General features: G+C 55.5%; 15 protein-coding genes and 1 pseudogene. 7 read left to right on the top strand and 9 right to left on the bottom strand.

Annotated elements, in window-relative coordinates; all coding sequences use genetic code 11:
- Positions 1-43: 43 nt before the first annotated feature.
- Together TRICHSKD4_RS18840 and TRICHSKD4_RS18835 are read right to left on the bottom strand one after the other, a co-directional pair.
- Positions 44-1,045: a P1 family peptidase gene (locus tag TRICHSKD4_RS18840; protein WP_009468510.1), complete on the bottom strand. Its 1,002-nt coding sequence runs from the start codon at positions 1,043-1,045 to the stop codon at positions 44-46.
- 17 nt (positions 1,046-1,062) lie between these two features.
- Entirely contained in the window at positions 1,063-1,668 is a 606-nt protein-coding gene (locus TRICHSKD4_RS18835) for a flavin reductase (protein ID WP_208993131.1), read from the bottom strand.
- Positions 1,669-1,794: 126 nt separating this feature from the next.
- On the opposite strand from TRICHSKD4_RS18835, the gene TRICHSKD4_RS18830 reads away from it, so the two are divergent.
- Together TRICHSKD4_RS18830 and TRICHSKD4_RS18825 are read left to right on the top strand one after the other, a co-directional pair.
- Positions 1,795-2,907, top strand: a complete 1,113-nt coding sequence (locus TRICHSKD4_RS18830) for a branched-chain amino acid ABC transporter substrate-binding protein (RefSeq protein WP_040617106.1) — start codon at positions 1,795-1,797, stop codon at positions 2,905-2,907.
- An 86-nt stretch (positions 2,908-2,993) separates the two neighbouring features.
- On the top strand, positions 2,994-3,515 hold the full coding sequence (locus TRICHSKD4_RS18825; protein WP_009468507.1) for a L,D-transpeptidase: 522 nt from the start codon (positions 2,994-2,996) through the stop codon (positions 3,513-3,515).
- A gap of 222 nt (positions 3,516-3,737) precedes the next feature.
- Here the strand turns inward: TRICHSKD4_RS18825 and TRICHSKD4_RS18820 are convergent, their stop codons facing one another.
- Together TRICHSKD4_RS18820 and TRICHSKD4_RS18815 are read right to left on the bottom strand one after the other, a co-directional pair.
- Entirely contained in the window at positions 3,738-4,967 is a 1,230-nt protein-coding gene (locus TRICHSKD4_RS18820) for a VWA domain-containing protein (RefSeq protein WP_009468506.1), read from the bottom strand.
- Positions 4,968-4,970: 3 nt separating this feature from the next.
- The gene (locus TRICHSKD4_RS18815) at positions 4,971-5,915 is read right to left on the bottom strand and encodes a MoxR family ATPase (RefSeq protein WP_009468505.1); all 945 of its coding nucleotides are present in this window, start codon (positions 5,913-5,915) and stop codon (positions 4,971-4,973) included.
- A 248-nt stretch (positions 5,916-6,163) separates the two neighbouring features.
- Here TRICHSKD4_RS18815 and TRICHSKD4_RS18810 point away from each other — a divergent pair, with 248 nt between their 5' ends.
- On the top strand, positions 6,164-6,526 hold the full coding sequence (locus TRICHSKD4_RS18810) for a cytochrome c (RefSeq protein ID WP_009468504.1): 363 nt from the start codon (positions 6,164-6,166) through the stop codon (positions 6,524-6,526).
- Positions 6,527-6,679: 153 nt separating this feature from the next.
- Positions 6,680-6,952 (top strand): usg protein, encoded by a 273-nt coding sequence (locus TRICHSKD4_RS18805; protein ID WP_009468503.1) that lies wholly within the window; start codon positions 6,680-6,682, stop codon positions 6,950-6,952.
- 20 nt (positions 6,953-6,972) lie between these two features.
- Here the strand turns inward: TRICHSKD4_RS18805 and TRICHSKD4_RS18800 are convergent, their stop codons facing one another.
- Both TRICHSKD4_RS18800 and TRICHSKD4_RS18795 read right to left on the bottom strand, forming a co-directional pair.
- Complete coding sequence (locus tag TRICHSKD4_RS18800) at positions 6,973-7,779, bottom strand: tRNA1(Val) (adenine(37)-N6)-methyltransferase (protein WP_009468502.1); 807 nt, start codon at positions 7,777-7,779, stop codon at positions 6,973-6,975.
- A complete protein-coding gene (locus TRICHSKD4_RS18795; RefSeq protein ID WP_009468501.1) occupies positions 7,772-8,011 on the bottom strand; it encodes a DUF2007 domain-containing protein in 240 nt (79 codons plus the stop codon). The genes TRICHSKD4_RS18800 and TRICHSKD4_RS18795 overlap by 8 nt, the downstream gene beginning before the upstream one ends.
- 149 nt (positions 8,012-8,160) lie before the next feature.
- Here TRICHSKD4_RS18795 and TRICHSKD4_RS18790 point away from each other — a divergent pair.
- Positions 8,161-9,173 (top strand): annotated as a pseudogene (locus TRICHSKD4_RS18790) (polyprenyl synthetase family protein).
- On the opposite strand, the gene TRICHSKD4_RS18785 reads toward TRICHSKD4_RS18790, so the two are convergent.
- A complete protein-coding gene (locus TRICHSKD4_RS18785; protein WP_009468497.1) occupies positions 9,174-10,055 on the bottom strand; it encodes a 4-(cytidine 5'-diphospho)-2-C-methyl-D-erythritol kinase in 882 nt (293 codons plus the stop codon).
- 11 nt (positions 10,056-10,066) lie between these two features.
- Positions 10,067-11,869 carry a tetratricopeptide repeat protein gene (locus tag TRICHSKD4_RS18780; RefSeq protein WP_009468496.1) on the bottom strand — a complete coding sequence of 601 codons (1,803 nt, stop codon included), beginning with the start codon at positions 11,867-11,869 and terminating at the stop codon, positions 10,067-10,069.
- A gap of 301 nt (positions 11,870-12,170) precedes the next feature.
- On the opposite strand from TRICHSKD4_RS18780, the gene ppdK reads away from it, so the two are divergent.
- Both ppdK and meaB read left to right on the top strand, forming a co-directional pair.
- A complete protein-coding gene (gene ppdK / locus TRICHSKD4_RS18775) occupies positions 12,171-14,840 on the top strand; it encodes a pyruvate, phosphate dikinase (protein ID WP_009468494.1) in 2,670 nt (889 codons plus the stop codon).
- A 23-nt stretch (positions 14,841-14,863) separates the two neighbouring features.
- Entirely contained in the window at positions 14,864-15,814 is a 951-nt protein-coding gene (gene meaB, locus TRICHSKD4_RS18770) for a methylmalonyl Co-A mutase-associated GTPase MeaB (protein WP_009468493.1), read from the top strand.
- Positions 15,815-15,831: 17 nt separating this feature from the next.
- On the opposite strand, the gene TRICHSKD4_RS18765 is transcribed toward meaB, so the two are convergent.
- Positions 15,832-18,108 (bottom strand): bifunctional diguanylate cyclase/phosphodiesterase, encoded by a 2,277-nt coding sequence (locus TRICHSKD4_RS18765; protein ID WP_009468492.1) that lies wholly within the window; start codon positions 18,106-18,108, stop codon positions 15,832-15,834.
- Positions 18,109-18,110 lie beyond the last annotated feature (2 nt).

Here is an 18,110-nt window from a genome sequence, read left to right as displayed (position 1 = left end):
AAGCTCCTCATGATGGATAATCAGGCACGGCTGGCGATCTTCGTCAGCCGTGTTTTTGTGTCCAGGTTGGAACGGGATCATTGTCGGCAGGGCTTGCATGGTAAATGCCGCGGGCAATGGCCCGAGCAAGGCAGGAGGCCGCGGCGGCCCCTAGCTGCACCATGTCGGACAGTCCGTCTTTCAACGGTTGTTTTGCGGTTGAGAGGGCAAAGATCAGATCGCCGTCCAACGGGGTGTGTGCAGGCCACAAGGCGCGGGACATGCCATCATGGGCCATCACGGCAAGGCGCTTTGCTTCAGCTTTTGTCAGAATTGCGTCTGTCGCTACGGCGGCAATTGTTGTGTTTGCTCCAGCCGTCAAAGCGTCCAGCTTGGTTTTAACGTCCGTCGCACCATCAGGAAGGGGGGAAGGGAGACCAAACCCGCCAAACTCCTTTCCGATTTCATGTGGGGCTGCCCAGAAGTGCTTGCTGTCGCCAATGGTGGCTCGGCCGAGCGCGTTGACGGCCACCAGTGCACCAACGGTAACACCATTTGCCAAGGTGATGGAGGCAGACCCAAGGCCACCTTTCAAATTGGCAGTCGTCGCGCCATATCCGGCCCCGACCGAGCCAAGCTCAAAATCAGTACCGGCGGCATTCAGGGCGGTGCGCCCCAAATCCCTGTAAGGGGCTGCTGATCCCCAGTCTTTGTCACCGCCGTTTAAAAGATCGAACAGGATCGCGCTGGGCACTATGGGAACGCGTACATCGCCAACCGCAAATCCGTGGCCCAGTTCGCGAAGGCGGGCCTGCACGCCTGCGGCTGCATCAAGGCCAAAGGCAGACCCGCCGGACAGGACAATGGCGTCAACGGCTTCAACCGTTTGTTCCGGTTCCAGAAGCGCGACCTCGCGGGTGCCCGGCGCGCCGCCGTGAATGGCGACCGAGGCTACACACGGCTCATCCGGCCAAATAACAGAAACACCCGACTTGATTGTGCTGCTCTGCGCATTGCCGACGCGAATGCCGGGAACATCTGTGATCAGGTTTCTTGAGCCGGGCATCTTTGTGTCGTCGTCTTTCAGGTGGAAACGCTGGTGTATCCGCGCTTGAAGTAAAGCAGGGAATCGCCGGGCTCGCGCATGCGGATATCTAGCACCTTGCCAATGATCACCGAGTGAGTGCCCATTTCTGTCAGGCTGAAAATCTCGCAATCAATATTCAGACTAGCCTCATCAAGGGCTGGGCAGGTAGTTGCCAGCGGTGTCCATGCAAGTTGCGAGAAGCGGTCCTCCATCGCCATGTCACCGCGTCCCGCAAACACATCCGACACGTTTTCATGGCCATCACACAGGGTGTTCACGCAAAACACGCGGTTTTGCAGGACTGTGCTGTGCATCCGTGTCGACCGGTTCAGGCAGATGAGCACACTGGGCGGATCATCAGAGACGGAACAAAAGGCGGAGACAGTGGCGCCGCACCGCCCAGCCACGCCATCTGTGGTGACAACATGGACAGCTGCAGGCACGCAGCTCATCGCTTCACGAAAGACCTGCGAGGTCAGTTCGTTTGAAGCGGGCTGCGCGTCATTTGGTGCGGATGTATTTTGATCGGGTGAGCCGGAAACCAAGGCCGGACGTCCTTTCACGATCTTGAGATTGGAAACGGATCTTTGATTGCTCTTCATCTGCCAACATATAGCCTGAATTTGAACTTGGCGAGGTGCAGGGGTGCAAAGTTTGTTTAAACGGGCTTTTCTCCGGGCCAGGTTCTGCCTATGGTCCGCTCGATTGACTGGATTGCGGATTGAGTGATGAAAACAGCGTCGAAAATCTTCTGCCTTTTCTGGGTGCTGGCGCTTTCGGCCTTGCCCTCGCGGGCCGAGATTCAAATTGGTGTTGCCGGGCCATTGACCGGAGAGTTTGCTCCCTTCGGTGAACAAATGGTCATAGGTGCCCGCGTCGCGGCGGCTGATATCAATGCGCGCGGCGGGATTTTGGGGGAGCCGGTCACGCTGGTCACAAGTGACGACAAGTGTGATGCAGAAGAAGCAAAAGCGGTGGCCAATCAGATGGTCGGCAGTGGCGTATCGCTTGTTGTTGGCAACTTTTGTTTCAGTGCCACGCTGGCATCTGCTCCAATCTTGGCGGAGCGTTCCATCTTGCAAATCACGCTCGGAACTACATTGCCACAATTGACAGACGACCGCGCAGGACCGGGACTGTTTCGTCTGGCCCCACGTGATGATGAGCAGGCTGCCGCGATTGTTGAGGGTCTCGCGAAGGACCTTTCTGACGCGCGCATAGCTATCGTGCACGATAAGTCCGCTTACGGAAAAGCGCTGGCTGACGCTGTTCGCGCGCAACTGAATGAAAGAGGCATCCGCGAAACGATTTACGAGGCGATTGATCCGGGCGCGCCTGAGTATCAGACCCTCGGGTCGATTTTGCAGTTGGATAATGTGGAAGTCCTTGTTTTCGGTGGTTATCACCCGGAAGCGGCGAGCCTTCAACGCGAGTTTGCCCGGCGTGGCTTGACCATTCAGATGATTGGGGGTGATGCGCTAGGCACTGATGAATTCTGGCTCCTGAGTGGTGAGGCTGGCGAGGGCACTTTGTTTGCCCTGCCACCCAATCTGGCGGACCTTGCCAGCGCCAAAGGCTTCGCAGAACGACTAGCAGAAGCTGATGTTGTCGCACGTGGCTATGATGTGGCGACTTATGCCGCTATCGAGTTGTGGGCCAAGGCTGTGGAGCAGGCCGGGACATTGGATTTTGAGGCTGTTGGTGCTGCGTTGGCAGACGGGCAATTTGAGACACTATTGGGTGCTGTTTCCTTTGACGAGAAAGGGGACAGGAGCCAGCCCGGCTATGTTCTCCATCTCTGGTCAGGCGGACGATATGCGCCGGTCGGGCCCAAACCTTAACCAAGTCTTAAGAAAATTGGTCGAATGCCTTCTGACACAGCGTCGCATGATGTAAGTTTCTGCCCAAAACAGGGTGGAGAAAGGTCATGCGTATCAATGCCTTATCGTTAATTATAGCGCTTTGTTGCGTCATTGCAGGATTGTTTGGAACGGCAGAGCCGTCTCAGGCTGCTGAAGTTGTTGGCTTTCAGGACCATCGTTTTCGGCCCGGAACCATCGTGATCCGAAATTCAGAACGTCGTCTTTATCTTGTCCTGCGGGGGCAAAGGGCGATCCGCTACAAGGTGGCTGTCGGTCGACCTGCCAAAGCCTGGACCGGACAGGCGCAGATCATCGGAAAACATGTGCGTCCAGACTGGTCACCGTCGCCAGAAGTGCGCCGCGATTTCCCCCATTTGCCACGGCTGATCCGCGGCGGTGCGCCGAATAATCCGATGGGCATTGCGGCTATGACGCTGTCCAACGGCAATTACGCCATCCACGGTACAAACCGCCCCGGTTCTATCGGACGGGCTGTGTCCTATGGCTGCATTCGCATGGCCAATCACGATATTGCGGATTTGTTTCAACGGGTTGGTGTGCGAACGCCTGTCATCGCTCTGCCGTGATGCAAGTCGTTTTTCCGCGGTCGAACGACGCGCGGCGCACCTGTCGCAGGGACTGGATGTCGCATTTACTTTCGGCATCCCGAAAGTAGGCTCATCGCAGCTTCGAAGTTGATGACATGAACACGTCTTTCTCTTCGGTGTCTATGTGATGCTCCTCCTTACATCACACCTCATTGCCTGTGCCCTGACGCGCCCCCAAAGCGTCAGGGGCAGGTGGACTTCTCATGTTCCTGACAACCAAATCCTCGGGTCTGTAGCAATCGCTGCCTTTTGATCGGCTCCGAGCGCTGCAACAAGATCTTCAATTGCATCCAGCGAATGGGCCGCACGGAACTCATCAACATGGGGCAGCATGGCGCGAATGCCTTTGGCTTTTGCTTCAAACCCATCAAAGCGCAAAAGCGGGTTCAGCCAGATGAGACGACGGCAGGATCGATTGAGGCGATCCATTTCCCGCTCAAGGTCTTCATCCGTATCCCGTTCCAGACCATCGGTGATTAAGAGAACCGTTGGGTTGCCCGATAAGACGCGGCGTGACCACACGCGATTGAATTCGTGCAGCGCGGTCGCGATCCGGGTGCCGCCGGACCAGTCCTCCACGCCGTCACTGCAGGCCATCAGGGCTTCATCCGGGTCTTTCATCCGAAGCTGGCGGGTGACGTTGGTAAGCCGTGTGCCAAACAGGAAGGTGTGAACATCGCGCCGCTCGGCCATGATGCCATGCATGAAATGCAGAAGCAGGCGGGTGTATTGGCTCATGGAACCGGATATGTCGCAGAGCGCGACGATCGGTGGTCGTTTTTCGATGGGTTTGCGAAATTTCAGGTCAATGATATCCCCGCCCGCGCGCATGGACGCCCGCAAAGTCCGGCGCGGATCAATGCGTCCTTTATGCGATGGGGCAAGGCGACGTTGGCGGATCTTGTCCATGGGCAAAGTCAGCGCTCGCAAAGCGGCCTTTGCCTCTTGGACTTCTTCCGCTGTCATCTGAGCAAAGTCTTTGGCCTGCAAAAGCTCCTTGCCGGACACAGTGAACTTCGCGTCTACTTCGACTTGCGGCTTGGTCGCCTCACTGTGGCGCTCCTGAGCGGCCTGAAAGGCTTGGGAGACCCGCGTTTGTCCAGCTTTGGGTTTTTCCGGTTCACCGCGCGGAGGGGCCGCCGGTGACAGGATTGCGAGCATTTTTTCAACGAGTCCGCGGCTTTGCCAATAAATCCGGAAGGCTTCGTCAAAGAGCACCCGGTGCTCGCGCTTGCGGACGAAGACCGAATGAAGCGTCCAGTAAAGATCATCGCGGTTCTTGAGGCCCGCAACCTCGACAGCACGAACAGCATCGACAACCGTAGACGGCCCTGCAGGCAGTCCGGCCTTGCGCAAGGTCCGCGCAAAGTAGACGATATTATCAACAATCCGGCTGTCCGATGAGCCGCGAAGCTCCGCGATCTCGGTCATGGTCTAGCCTGTGGAGGTCAAGGTGGTCTGGGCGCGGGTCGTGTCCTTGCGGATGTCCTCAACCAACTGCCGGACCTTGGAGCCGCGAACGCGCTCAATATCGTCCTGATATTTCAACAAGACACCGAGTGTGTCAGACGCCATGTCCGGATCAAGGGCGATTTCACTGAGTTCGCTGAGAGCTGTGGCCCAATCCAGCGTTTCGGCAACACCTGGTTGCTTGAAGAGGTCTTCATCGCTGCGCAGCGCCTGAACAAACGCGACGACTTCCGCTGCCAGCCGCTCTGGCGCGCCGGGGACTTTCTTGCGGACAATCTCAAGCTCGCGTTCGGCATCCGGATAATCCACCCAATGATAAAGGCAGCGGCGCTTCAGCGCGTCATGGATTTCTCGCGTCCGGTTGGTCGTGATGATGACAATTGGCGGTTCTTCAGCCGTGATTGTTCCAAGTTCGGGAATGGTCACCTGACTATCGGCCAGAACTTCCAGCAGAAATGCTTCAAAGGCTTCATCTGCCCGGTCCAATTCATCGATCAGGAAGATGGGCGGCCCTTTGGACGAGGGTTCCAGCGCTTGCAACACCGGGCGCTTGATCAAAAACCGTTCATCGAAAATGGAACTGGAAAGGTCAGCGCGGTCCGTTTCCCCAGCAGCTTCGGACACCCGGATTTCCACCATCTGGGCCGGGTAGTTCCATTCATAAACAGCTGAGCTGACATCAAGGCCTTCATAGCACTGCAAGCGTATGAGGTCCCGGTTCAGCGTCTGGGAGAGAACCTTGGCAATTTCCGTTTTCCCGACACCTGCTTCCCCTTCCAGAAACAGCGGCCTTTTCATTTTCAGGGCGAGATGAAGCACGGTCGCCAGCGCACGATCTGCGACATAGCCAGCGCTGTCCAGAAGAGCCAGTGTTTCATCAATCGAACCGGGAAGGGTCTGTACGGTCATGGGAGCTCCTGGAAAACATGCGCCGGTCTTGTTTCACCTATCCATATAGGGAGAGCGTTCGAGAGGAAAGGGATCGGCAGATTTCCAGAAACCATGCACGATTTTACATCCATTTGGCCACTCGACCTTTGGACATGTTCATTTGCGCGTGCATGGGATGGTCGCTGGTGTGATGTATAAAAGCTTCCTATTATTCGTAGTCTCTTAAACACCATGATTTATGTAGGTGGCCAAAGGGGAGTGGTGACATGAGATATGCTGTTCTTGGGCTGGTGACTGTCGGTGTTGCAGTCGGCATCTATTTCTGGATGCAGGAACCGGACATGCCTGTTGCCGCGCCTTATCCAACAGATGCCGCCACTCTCGCTGAAGGGCAGGAAATGGCGGAAATCATGTGCGGGCTATGTCATGCCACCGGAACGTCCGATCCGAGCCCGATGGCGGATGCACCCGCCTTCCGCGATATCTCGAAGCTCTATCCGGTTGAGTATCTTGAAGAAAGCCTTGCAGAAGGCATCGTGGCGGGCCATGACCAGATGCCAGAGATTGAATTTTCGCCTGAGGAAATCGATGCCTTTTTGGGCTATCTGATTTCCATTCAAACTCAGTAAATCGCGTTGCTTTTGTATAATCAGTGTTGGTAGCACTCTGGTTAAAGTGCTGCTAAATATATGTAATGATTGACTAAAACTAGCAATTTTAAGCTTTGATTAACCAGATCCCGCTGACACTTTTCCTTTAACCTGAAGGAGAGTGAGAGGATCATGGAAACCAGTTCCGATTTTCGCAAGCGCATCCTGGGTTATGGCTTGCTGACAGCCGAAATCCTGTACCGGATGCCGGATCACCCCAAATTGCTCCAAAGCTTTTTGTGGCAAACCGAGGATCTTGCCCCGCATTTTCCGGAGCTCAACAAGTTTCTTGAGTTTTGGGACCGGGAGATCGACGGCCGCATTCACGCGGTCCGCGTCGCGCATCAAAACCTTTTGGAGCCGATGGATTACCGCTACGCAAACGGGGAAATTCAGGTTCATTGACCTGAAATTTGTAACGCCCATTAGCGGCGGGACTTGAGACCCAATCCAGCGCCGTCGCGCATGACGGCGCGGGCGTCCTCTTTGAATTCGGACCCTTCACTTGTGTGGAGAACGAGGCCGGGAAGCAGTTGAAGAGGGGCTTTGCTGGCGCGAATGGCCCGGAGCAGAATGCGGGTTGCCGGCGCGCCAGGGCGCGGATGCATGGGCAAGATATCGATTGCGCCGAATCTCTTCGACAAGACCTGCAGCACGTCCTGAAGACCGTCGGCGCGAAAGATCATGGTCAGGCTGCCGCCGTCCCGAACAATATCGGTTGCGGTTTTGGCCCATGGGTCCAACCCCCGTTCATCGAGCATATGCGCGCCAACCTTGTCCGTTTTCGGCGAGGCACGAAAGCGATCTGCCTCATAATAGGGCGGGTTCATGATCACGTGATCCGCAAGGTTCGGTGTCAGTCCACTGCTGTGGCGGATATTCCCCTTGGCGGTGATATCGGCTTCAAGAATTTTAATCCGACCCGCAAAGCTGGCATTTTCCGGATCTGATAAACCGTGGCGTGCCAAATTCAGGACGACGGGGTCGATATCGACCAAGCTCACAGAAATGTTTTCAAGCCGTGAGGCTGCGCAATATCCGGCGGTGCCAACACCCGCTCCAAGGTCAACCACATGGCCGGTCGTATCGTCGGGCAGTGCAGCTGCCAAGTAAACGGCATCCAGTCCGGCCCTGTGGCGTCCCTTTGCGGGCTGGTATACATGCACCCTGCCTCCCAGAAAGGCATCGCGTGTTGTTTCCACAACCGGTTCAGGGCTGGCCGTTTCAGTCATGTCTGGGACGTTCCGGCCAGAGTTCGTGAGCCAATCCTGCCTCGGTGACAATCAGTCGCGCCTTGTGGATCTGGTCAGAATCCACAAGCACGCGCCGGGGGATCATGCCGATGGAACCTTCGAGAATGCTCATGTTTCCATCTGCAATGAAATGTTCGATTCCTGCTTCTCCCAGAAGGGATTCCAGAAAGGAAATCAGGACGGGGTCGTTTGTTCGGACGAGTTCTTCCATACATCTTCGAAACCACACTGCCACTGATTTTGCAATTGCCGAGCAAGTGCTGCGTCGTTTAATGAACGGATTGTCAAGCAATTGCTCCCTTGCCGAAGCGCCTTGACCGCCATATTGTCCGCCCAATTCGAATACAAGGAGTGCCATTCGTGGCGGTAGTCGCATCTAGGAATGAACCGAAGACACCTCAGCCGAGCATTGAGCCGCTTCTGGACCTGGTTTCCGGCGGCATGGAGGAGGTCAATCAGCTGATCCTGTCCAAGGCTGGATCAAACGTCGATCTGATTCCGGAAATTGCCCGGCACTTGATTTCGTCGGGTGGCAAGCGGCTGCGTCCCATGCTGACACTCGCCTGCGCTGACATGTTTGGCTATCGCGGTGACGGGCATGTGGTGCTGGCAGCATCTGTCGAGTTCATGCACACGGCCACGCTCCTGCACGATGATGTGGTTGACGAAAGCGACATGCGGCGCGGCAAACTGGCTGCGCGCAAGCTTTGGGGCAATCAGGCGAGCGTTCTTGTCGGTGACTATCTTCTTGGACAAGCCTTCAAGATGATGGTTGATGTTGGCTCCCTTGAAGCTCTGCGTATCTTGTCGGAAGCCTCGGCAATCATCGCTGAAGGCGAGGTCATGCAGTTGGGCGCGGCCAAATATCGCAACGACTGAAGAGCAGTATCTGAAGGTAATTGAGGCGAAACCGCAGCGCTGTTTGCTGCGGCGGCGGAAGTCGGCCCGTGATCGCTGATCAGGATGCATCCATGAAAGCCGCTGCCCGGACCTATGGTCTGGAACTCGGCTTTGCCTTTCAGATGGTTGATGATGCGCTTGACTATGGCGGAACCAGCGCTGATCTCGGCAAGGACGTTGGTGATGATTTCCGCGAAGGCAAAATAACGCTTCCGGTGGTTCTGGCGGTCAAACGCGGAACCGACGAAGATCGGGCTTTCTGGAAGCGGTGCCTTGAAGACAATGACATTCGCGATGGCGATCTTGATCAGGCAATTGCCTTGATGACCAAATACGACGCGATTTCCGACACGGTTCAGCGTGCTCGGGATTATGGTGCCAGCGCCATGTCTGCGCTGGATCAGTTGCCTGAAGGACCGCATCGGGATGCCTTGGCCGACGCAGTCGCGTTCTGCATCGCTCGTGTCTGCTGACTAGTTCAAACTTCCAGCGGCCACCCACCAATCCGGGTGGGCTGCTTTGAGTGTTTCAAGGGCCTCGGTTTCGAGGCCTTTTTCACATATGCCGAAGCAAGTTGCTCCCGATCCGGACATGCGTGCCAGTTTCACAGCTGGCACGGAATCAAGACTTGCAAGCACATCCGCAATTTCCGGGCAGACGGTTATCGCTGCCGGCTCCAAATCATTCCGAGTTTGATGGAGCCATGCCACCAGAGTATCGAGGGTGCCCCATCTATCCGGTAGGGGAGGAAGTGGCGGATTGTCTTTTTGAGCCAGTGCTTTGAAGACAGGGATGGTGGAGACAGAAACTCCCGGATTGATGAGGATCATGCTGCAGTCAGGCAGCTGTGGGACGGTTTCCAGCTCTTCACCAATCCCGCGCATCAGCGCAACTCGTGACCCAATACACACCGGAATGTCCGCGCCGAGCTGCAAGCCGATCACGGCCAACTCGCTCTCGGATAAGCCCAGCTCCAGTTGCGCATTCATTTGCCTCAGTGCTGCCGCAGCATCAGCGGACCCACCTCCGATGCCTGAGGCAATGGGAAGGTTTTTCTCCAATTCAAAGTGAAGGGGACCGAATTGGCGTCCGACCATTTGTTCAAGGGCGCGGCGGGCGGCTAAAATCAGGTTGTTGCCACTGTCTGACGTTAAACTATCTGAAAATCGTCCGGTGATGTTAAGCCCATCGGTGCCGCCCCTTATCAGCGTGACGCGATCGGCAACGGACGGAAACGCCACCAGCGAGTCCAGCAGATGATATCCATCAGAGCGCTGGCCGGTCACATGCAGTGCGAGATTGACCTTGGCCCGCGCAAGTTCGCCTGCCATCGGGGTGATCTTTGTTTTCAACATTGCCTAAAGGGTCAGTCGTCGGTTTCGCCGCCCTCGGCCTTGGCAGCGTCTTTGCCGGTTTCTTCCGACATTCCATTTGCGATCTTGTCGAGGATCTTCGGTAGCTCTTCCTCTGTCGGCTCCAGATCGCGGGCATGATTCCACTGGAAGCGAGCTTCCAGACGGCGACCGACTTTCCAGTAAGCATCACCAAGGTGATCGTTGATAACCGGATCGGCCGGACGCAACTCGACAGCGCGCTCCAGTTCTTTCACAGCTTCTTCATAACGTCCAAGCCGGTAATAGACCCAGCCGAGACTATCGACGATATACCCATCATTCGGACGCAGTTCGACTGCCTTTTCGATCATGCCCAGCGCTTCATCTAGCTTCAGGCCTTGATCAACGAGCGAATACCCAAGGTAGTTCAAGACTAGCGGTTGATCCGGGTTGAGTTCCAACGCCTTGCGAAGATCGATTTCGGCTGCGTCCCACTTCTTCAGGCGCTCTCGGCAAATGCCGCGGAAATAGAAGGCCAACCAGTTCTCAGAGGTGATTTCGTCAAGGCTGTCGATTGCCTTGGTGTAGATGGCCTCTGCTTCTCCAAATTTCTCGTGAGATCGCAGAATGTTGCCAAGGGTCAGGATCGCTTCAACATCTTTGGGGTCATCTTCGATCAAGGCGCTCAGGTGATCACGCGCCTGATCGAGTTGTTCCAGCGCGTTATAATTCAGACCCACTTGAATTTCCGCATTGCGCTTAAGGACGCTGCCTGTCGGAATTTTTTCCAAAACGGCGATGGCCTGTGCGGGCTGGGACAAGCGCTCATAGATGCCGCCAAGGGCAACGGCTGCAAATTCTGCTTTGGGGTCAAGATGGAGCGCGAGGCGCAAATAGGACATGGACAGTTCTTCCCCGCCATCCCGCCCGATTGCCGAGCCAATGCCAAACAGGATCTCTGCGATACCGACTGCCGGATCCACGATCATTGGCGGGATCGGGGCGTTACCAGCCACAGTGGCACGGGTATCGAGAAGCAGCGGATGCCCGTTCATCAAAGCATTGTATTCATCCAGAACGTCCAGTGCCTTGTCCTTGTCACCATTTGCAGCAAGAGTTCGGGCATAGGCGTTCACAATGCGGATGGCGCCGCTGTCGGCCTGAAACGCGTTTTCGATGTGATCAAGAGCACGTTCCTTTTGCCCCGCGGCAAAGGCAATCATGCCCATGTGATATTCCTTGAAAGCTATGAACCACTCTGGTCCGCTCAAGCGATCAATTTGTTCAAATGCGCCATCCAGCTGTCCCGCCCCATAAAGCGCCCAGGCATTGGCTATCCCGGTTGACAGCTGTGCAAGGGGGCCGGAAACCGGCTCACCGAAAATGGTCGCACCTTGCTGGTAGTCTCCCTTCAGGATAGCGTCACTTCCAAGAACCAGCGTGCTCAGGAAGTTCCCTTTATCCCGGTCTTCCAGAACCTGCGCATAGTGAGTGGCCTCAATCATTTCGCCATTGGCAAGCTTCAACCGGAATGTGCGCTCCAAAAGCCCGTCATTGGTGTTGTCAGCGTTTAAGGCTTCCTGAAAAAAGGCCGCGGCTGCACCGAAGTCGTTGTTAAAGCCCGCGATCCATCCAGACAGATAGCTGCCGGACAGGGTGATCGGCAGGTCTGGCGGTGTGCCCAGATATTCCTCACTTAAAAGCAAATCTCCGGGCTTCGCCTCAGCAAGGGCGGACGTGCTCAGGGCCAACACTGCAACACTGGCCAAAGCGGCTTGTCTCCATTTTCCGCAAAGGGCACCGGTGCGGCGGAACGTGTTGGAACTGTTGGTCATGACACCTCTCAGGAAGGAACGGGGCTTTTTATCACTATGTCTTACGGACAATGGCTTCAATAAGGCGGTCGGGCAAGTTCTCCAGCGAGAACTGGCTGAGTTTTCAGTTAAAAATCAAAACAATCTGGCCGAATCTTCTTGCAGGGCGTGCATATGCAGAATGGGCACCTTGTCGCATATTTGTCACGAAACCGGTATTCGACGAAAAAAGGCCTTGCGGCTCCTCGTCTCCCATAGCAGGAATGTGCAGTGCAATATTTCGGCTCGCTGCCAGTTCACGAGCACGACAGGGGGAGTAGGAATGACCAAGTGGGTCTTGAATTTCGGTAATGGGTCTGCAGAAGGTGCTGCAGACATGAAGAACTTTCTGGGAGGCAAAGGGGCCAACCTTGCCGAGATGAGTAGTCTCGGCCTGCCTGTACCGCCCGGTTTCACCATCACCACCGAAGTCTGCACATGGTATTACGCAAACGGAGAAACCTATCCCGATGAGCTGAAAGCGCAGGTGAATGCTGCGCTTGAGACCGTTGGTCAGGCAACCGGCCGCAAGTTTGGCGACGGTGATAAGCCTTTGCTGGTTTCCGTTCGCTCCGGTGCACGCGTGTCTATGCCGGGCATGATGGATACGGTTTTGAACCTCGGCTTGAACGACGAAACGGTCAAGGCCATTGGCGCCTCTTCCGGCGACATGCGCTTTGCCTATGACAGTTACCGCCGGTTCATTCAGATGTATGCCGATGTTGTTCTCGGCGTGGGCCATCACGAGTTTGAAGAGGTTCTTGAGGATCACAAGGACAAGAACGAACTGTCGCTTGATACGGAAATCACCGCTGATGACTGGATCAAGATCATCGAGGAATTCAAGGCAATCGTCGAGCGCTCGCTTGAACGTCCGTTCCCGCAGGATCCGCACGAGCAGCTTTGGGGCGCAATTGGCGCTGTCTTCGGGTCTTGGGAGACCCCGCGCGCGAAGACCTACCGCCGCCTCCATGAAATTCCGGGCGACTGGGGCACTGCGGTCAACGTTCAGGCCATGGTCTTTGGCAACATGGGTGAAACGTCAGCCACCGGCGTTGCCTTTACCCGAAATCCATCGACTGGAGAAAAGGCTCTTTATGGCGAGTTCCTCGTAAATGCCCAGGGCGAGGATGTTGTGGCCGGTATCCGCACGCCGCAGGACATTACCGAAAAAGCACGAAAGGAAGCAGGGTCCAGCAAGGCCTCTCTTGAAGCGCTGATGCCGGAAGCGTTTGCGGAGTTCCAGACCTATTGCGACAAGCTGGAAGAGCACTACCGCGACATGCAGGATCTGGAGTTCACCATCGAGCAGGGCAAACTTTGGATGTTGCAAACGCGCTCTGGAAAGCGGACCGCAAAAGCGGCACTTAAGATTGCCGTTGATATGGCTGCGGAAGGTTTGATCAACGAAGATGAAGCTGTGGGGCGTGTTGAGCCAGGTGCTTTGGACCAGTTGCTTCACCCGACCATCGACCCGAAAGCCGAACGCGACATTGTTGCAACTGGTCTGCCCGCGTCTCCAGGGGCTGCTTCCGGCGCAATCGTCTTTACGTCTGATGAGGCTGAAGAGGCGAAGGCTTCTGGACGTCCTGTTATTCTGGTGCGCGTTGAAACCAGTCCGGAAGACATTCATGGAATGCATGCGGCGGAAGGCATTTTGACGAGCCGCGGCGGCATGACTTCCCATGCTGCAGTGGTGGCGCGCGGCATGGGTAAACCGTGCGTGTCGGGTGCCGGTATGCTTCGCATTGACTATCGAAACGGGACTGTTTCTGCTGCTGGTCGCACCTTGAAAAAGGGCGATATCATCACGATAGACGGCGCAACTGGGCAGGTCCTTTCCGGTCAGGTCGCCATGTTGCAGCCAACACTATCTGGTGATTTTGGCACCTTGATGGGTTGGGCTGACAGGGTCCGCCGCATGAAGGTTCGCACCAATGCGGAAACACCTGCCGATGCGCGTGTTGCTCGTGAGTTTGGTGCGGAAGGCATCGGTCTATGTCGGACCGAACATATGTTCTTTGAAGGCGAGCGGATTGTTGCTGTCCGTGAAATGATCCTTGCCGAAACGGAGAATGGCCGCCGCGCAGCCCTTTCGAAACTTCTTCCAATGCAACGGAAGGATTTCACTGAAATCTTTGAAATCATGAAGGGTTTGCCGGTCACAATCCGTCTTTTGGACCCGCCGCTCCATGAGTTCTTGCCGAAAACGGATGAAGAACTGGCTGATGTCGCGAAAGCCATGGGCGTGGATGCGCAAAAGCTCTGTGAACGGTCGTTGGAGCTTGAGGAATTCAACCCCATGCTGGGCCATCGCGGGTGCCGACTTCTCGTTTCCTATCCGGAAATCGCGGAAATGCAGGCGAGGGCGATCTTTGAAGCTGCAGTGGAGGCGGCCAAGATCACTGGCGCGCCTGTTGTTCCTGAAATCATGGTGCCTTTGGTTGGTCTCAAAGGCGAGCTGGATCTGGTTCGCTCCCGGATTGAAGCCATGGCCGAAGCTGTTGCAACAGAAACCGGCACCACGATCGAATATCAGGTTGGCACAATGGTCGAGCTGCCGCGTGCAGCCCTGCAAGGTGCGGAAATCGCCAAGTCAGCAGAGTTTTTCTCTTTTGGAACCAATGATCTTACGCAAACAACCTTTGGCATCTCGCGCGATGATGCGGCCTCTTTCCTCGGGACCTATCAAGCCAAAGGTTTGATCGAACAAGATCCGTTTGTCTCTCTTGATCAGGACGGCGTAGGTGAGTTGGTCAAGATCGGGGCTGAACGCGGACGGTCCACACGGCCTGATATCAAGCTCGGCATTTGCGGGGAGCATGGCGGCGACCCGTCATCTATCCACTTCTGTGAAAGTGTCGATCTGGACTACGTGTCTTGTTCGCCTTTCCGTGTGCCGATTGCCCGCTTGGCAGCAGCACAGGCGACGCTTCGCAAATCACGCGGCTGAGTTCTGAGCGGGAAGGGAAGCTTGTGACAGCGTTTCCGAGCCTTGAGGACATTCGATCAGGCGGCAAACGGGCGCTTTCGCGCATCCTGACTCGGATTGAAACTGAGTGGGGAACCGCAGACCTTGCAACTTTTCTCGATCATGCGGCAGGTCATGCTCAGGCACATGTTCTTGGACTGACTGGACCACCGGGTGTTGGCAAGTCTACGCTGATTGATGCCTTGATCCGCTCTTATCGCAGCAAGGGGGAGCGGGTTTGCGTTCTCGCGATTGACCCGTCTTCGCGTTTCACCGGCGGAGCATTGCTGGGTGATCGAACCCGTTTTCAAACCAACCCGGATGATATGGGCGTCTTTGTTCGCTCCATGGCCGCGAGAGACCGGCTTGGCGGGCTTTCAGATCACGCGATGGCGGCAATAGCGGTTCTGAGGGCGGTCAGTGATCGCGTGATTGTGGAGTCGGTCGGGATCGGGCAATCGGAGAGCGATCTTGCGCAGGCGGTGGATACCGTCGTGCTATGCATTCAGCCGGGCTCCGGGGACAGTCTTCAGTTCATGAAGGCCGGCGTTATGGAGCTTCCGGATCTGGTAGCTGTCACCAAGTCTGACATGGGGCAGGTGGCTCGCCGGGCTGCATCCGATGTTGCCGGTGCGTTGAGCCTGTTTCGCGGCAGGACGGACAGTTGGCGTGTTCCTGTGTGCGAATTGTCCGCGCGCGATGGTGAAAGAATCGACGATCTCTTGGGTCACGTTACCGAGCATCAGGAGTTTCTCAATTCAGGTAACCGACTGACTGAACAACGTCTTTCGCAGCATGAAAGTTGGCTTGAGGACATGGTGCGCGTTGGTTTTGGCCAGATGGGTCTCAAAGTTCTTGAGGGGCTGTCAGCTGACGTAAATAGCCCCAGAACTGAGCCTTTTAAGACCTTTAATATTGTTTCCGATGAGCTGACAGGCCGTCTTATGAGAAACTGAGGCGAGGGGTGCGAACCTCATGCGAATTGGCGCGGAGGCTGATCCGGTTCAGGTGCTTCCATAACACGTTGCATTTCGTAATCGTCCAGAAACTCGCTGAGATCATCTGCTGCCAAAGGCTTTGCCAAGTGGTAGCCTTGCATGCGATGACAGCCAAGCCCTTGAAGAAACTGGAATTGCCCTTCGTCTTCAATCCCCTCTGCCACTATAGACATGCCAAGCGCGTAACCGAGCTGGATCATGATTGCGAGGATATCGCGTGCCTCTTTGCCATCATTGATGGAACTGGTGAAATCCCGATCAATCTTGAGCGTGTCGAACGGAAACCGGCGCAGGTAACTGAGGCTGGAATAGCCTGAGCCAAAGTCGTCCAGGGCAATCTTGACCCCCAGTTCCTTCAAGCGCTGAAGGGTTTCCAGATTGACCTTGTCGCTTCCAAGGAACACTGATTCCGTGACTTCAATTTCCAGTCGGCTTGGCGGGAAATTATTCTTTTCCAGCGTTTGGACCAGTTTTTCGGCAAAGCGTGGATGTTTGAACTGGGTTGGTGAGACGTTGACCGAGACAATCAGATCTGGCCATTTTGCGGCGTCCTTACAAGCCCTGTTTAGTACCCACAGGCCAATGTCGTTGATCAGACCTGTTTCCTCGGCAACGGGAATAAAGACTGACGGGGGGACCGGTTTGCCATTAATTGGCAGCCAACGCACGAGAGATTCCACAGCGACAATCTCACGATCGATTGCGCAACATTGCGGCTGATAGGCGATTTGGAGTTCGTCATTCTCTAGCGCTTTGCGAAGATCACGCGACATCTGATCGCGGGTGCGAACATCCTCTTCCATGGCTGCATGGAAAAATGCCCACCGACCACGGCCCTCGTTTTTGGCTTCATAGAGGGCAATATCGGCTTTTCGCAATAGATCACCGGCGATTGTGCCGTCTTGCGGAGCCACAGCAATCCCCATAGATAGGCCAATGTGCAGCTCTGTTGACCCGATTTTCACTGGGCGTGCGAGGCAGTCTTGAACTTGTTTGAGAACGTGTTCGATCCATTCACGCCCATGCGCCTCTGGCAATAGCAATGCGAACTCGTCGCCGCTGATGCGGGCCATCATCCCTTTGTCCGCGATGATCGGCTGGACGCGTGTAGATACGGTTCGAATGACCTCATCGCCGGCAGCATGGCCCAAGGTGTCATTGATATCCTTGAACCGGTCCAAATCTATATAAACAACAGCCGTGCTGATGTTACGGGCACGTTTTTCAACCAGTGCACAGGTTAATCGATTTCGGAAGTTCTCCCGGTTCGGGAGACCCGAGAGGGCGTCGTGGGAAGCTGCATGAACAGCATTTGCCTCACTCTTTGCCATACGTTTCGTGGCGTGGCGGGTGAAGTCGATGATGCCAAGTGTTAGCCCCAAAACTGCAATCGCGAGGATCGCAAAAATTGGCAAAACACGGTTCAGCATTGACGTCCCGGGTGTATTTACCTGCCAGTGCAGTTCGGCGATTTTCTTTCCATTTGGAGCTTTCAGGTCGATATGAGCCGGACTGCGTGTGTATGCGTTTTCCTCGGTTGATATTTTGAGCCCTGTCAGACCAGAGATTTTGGTGAAGATTTCCAGAACGCCCTTATTTACGGGGCGGGCGTTCACAAGGACGACCGGTGCGCGCTTTGCAACAGAAATAATCTGTGTTTCTGGCGCAATGGCCGAAGCGCTGATCATATATAGCTGGTCATCAATGACCGCGAGGCCATTTTCAAAAATCGAACGCTCATTGATCCGATAATCTGGTTTGAAACGAAATAGCCCGGTGTCCGTGCGCTCAAAAGCGTTGATGAACCGGGCGCGAACCTTCGCTATGAGCCCGTGGACTTGGCTTTCAACGTCGTCGGTTAGCCATAGGTTCTTGTTATCGGACGAATAGGAGAAAGTGGTTTCCCTGTTTCGTCCAATCAGCGCCATCTTGGTGAAGCCGTGGTTCTGCAATTGCCATTTGGCCAGGTTGTCAACAATCCAGGCTTCATCAAGGAAAGGGCCTGCGGTTTTATAATAGGCTTTGTCCCAGATGACGGTGCCGATCTGTTGCTTGCCCATTTGTTCAAGCTTCAGTTCCGTCGCGCCGATCAGGAGTTGGCGTTCGCTCTGCTCGGCAGCCTTATCGGACAGGCTGGACGACCAAGCCAGCAAGCCGAAAACGCTGAACAGCGAAACAATAATGACAGCAAACATGGGCACGATGATCGCGTTGGCTATTTGGCCTCCCGCGCGCCCCGCTTGTGTTTTCATAC

The sequence above is a fragment of the Roseibium sp. TrichSKD4 genome, assembly GCF_000148725.1.
Classification (GTDB): domain Bacteria; phylum Pseudomonadota; class Alphaproteobacteria; order Rhizobiales; family Stappiaceae; genus Roseibium.
This window is presented reverse-complemented; position numbering and strand designations above follow the sequence as displayed.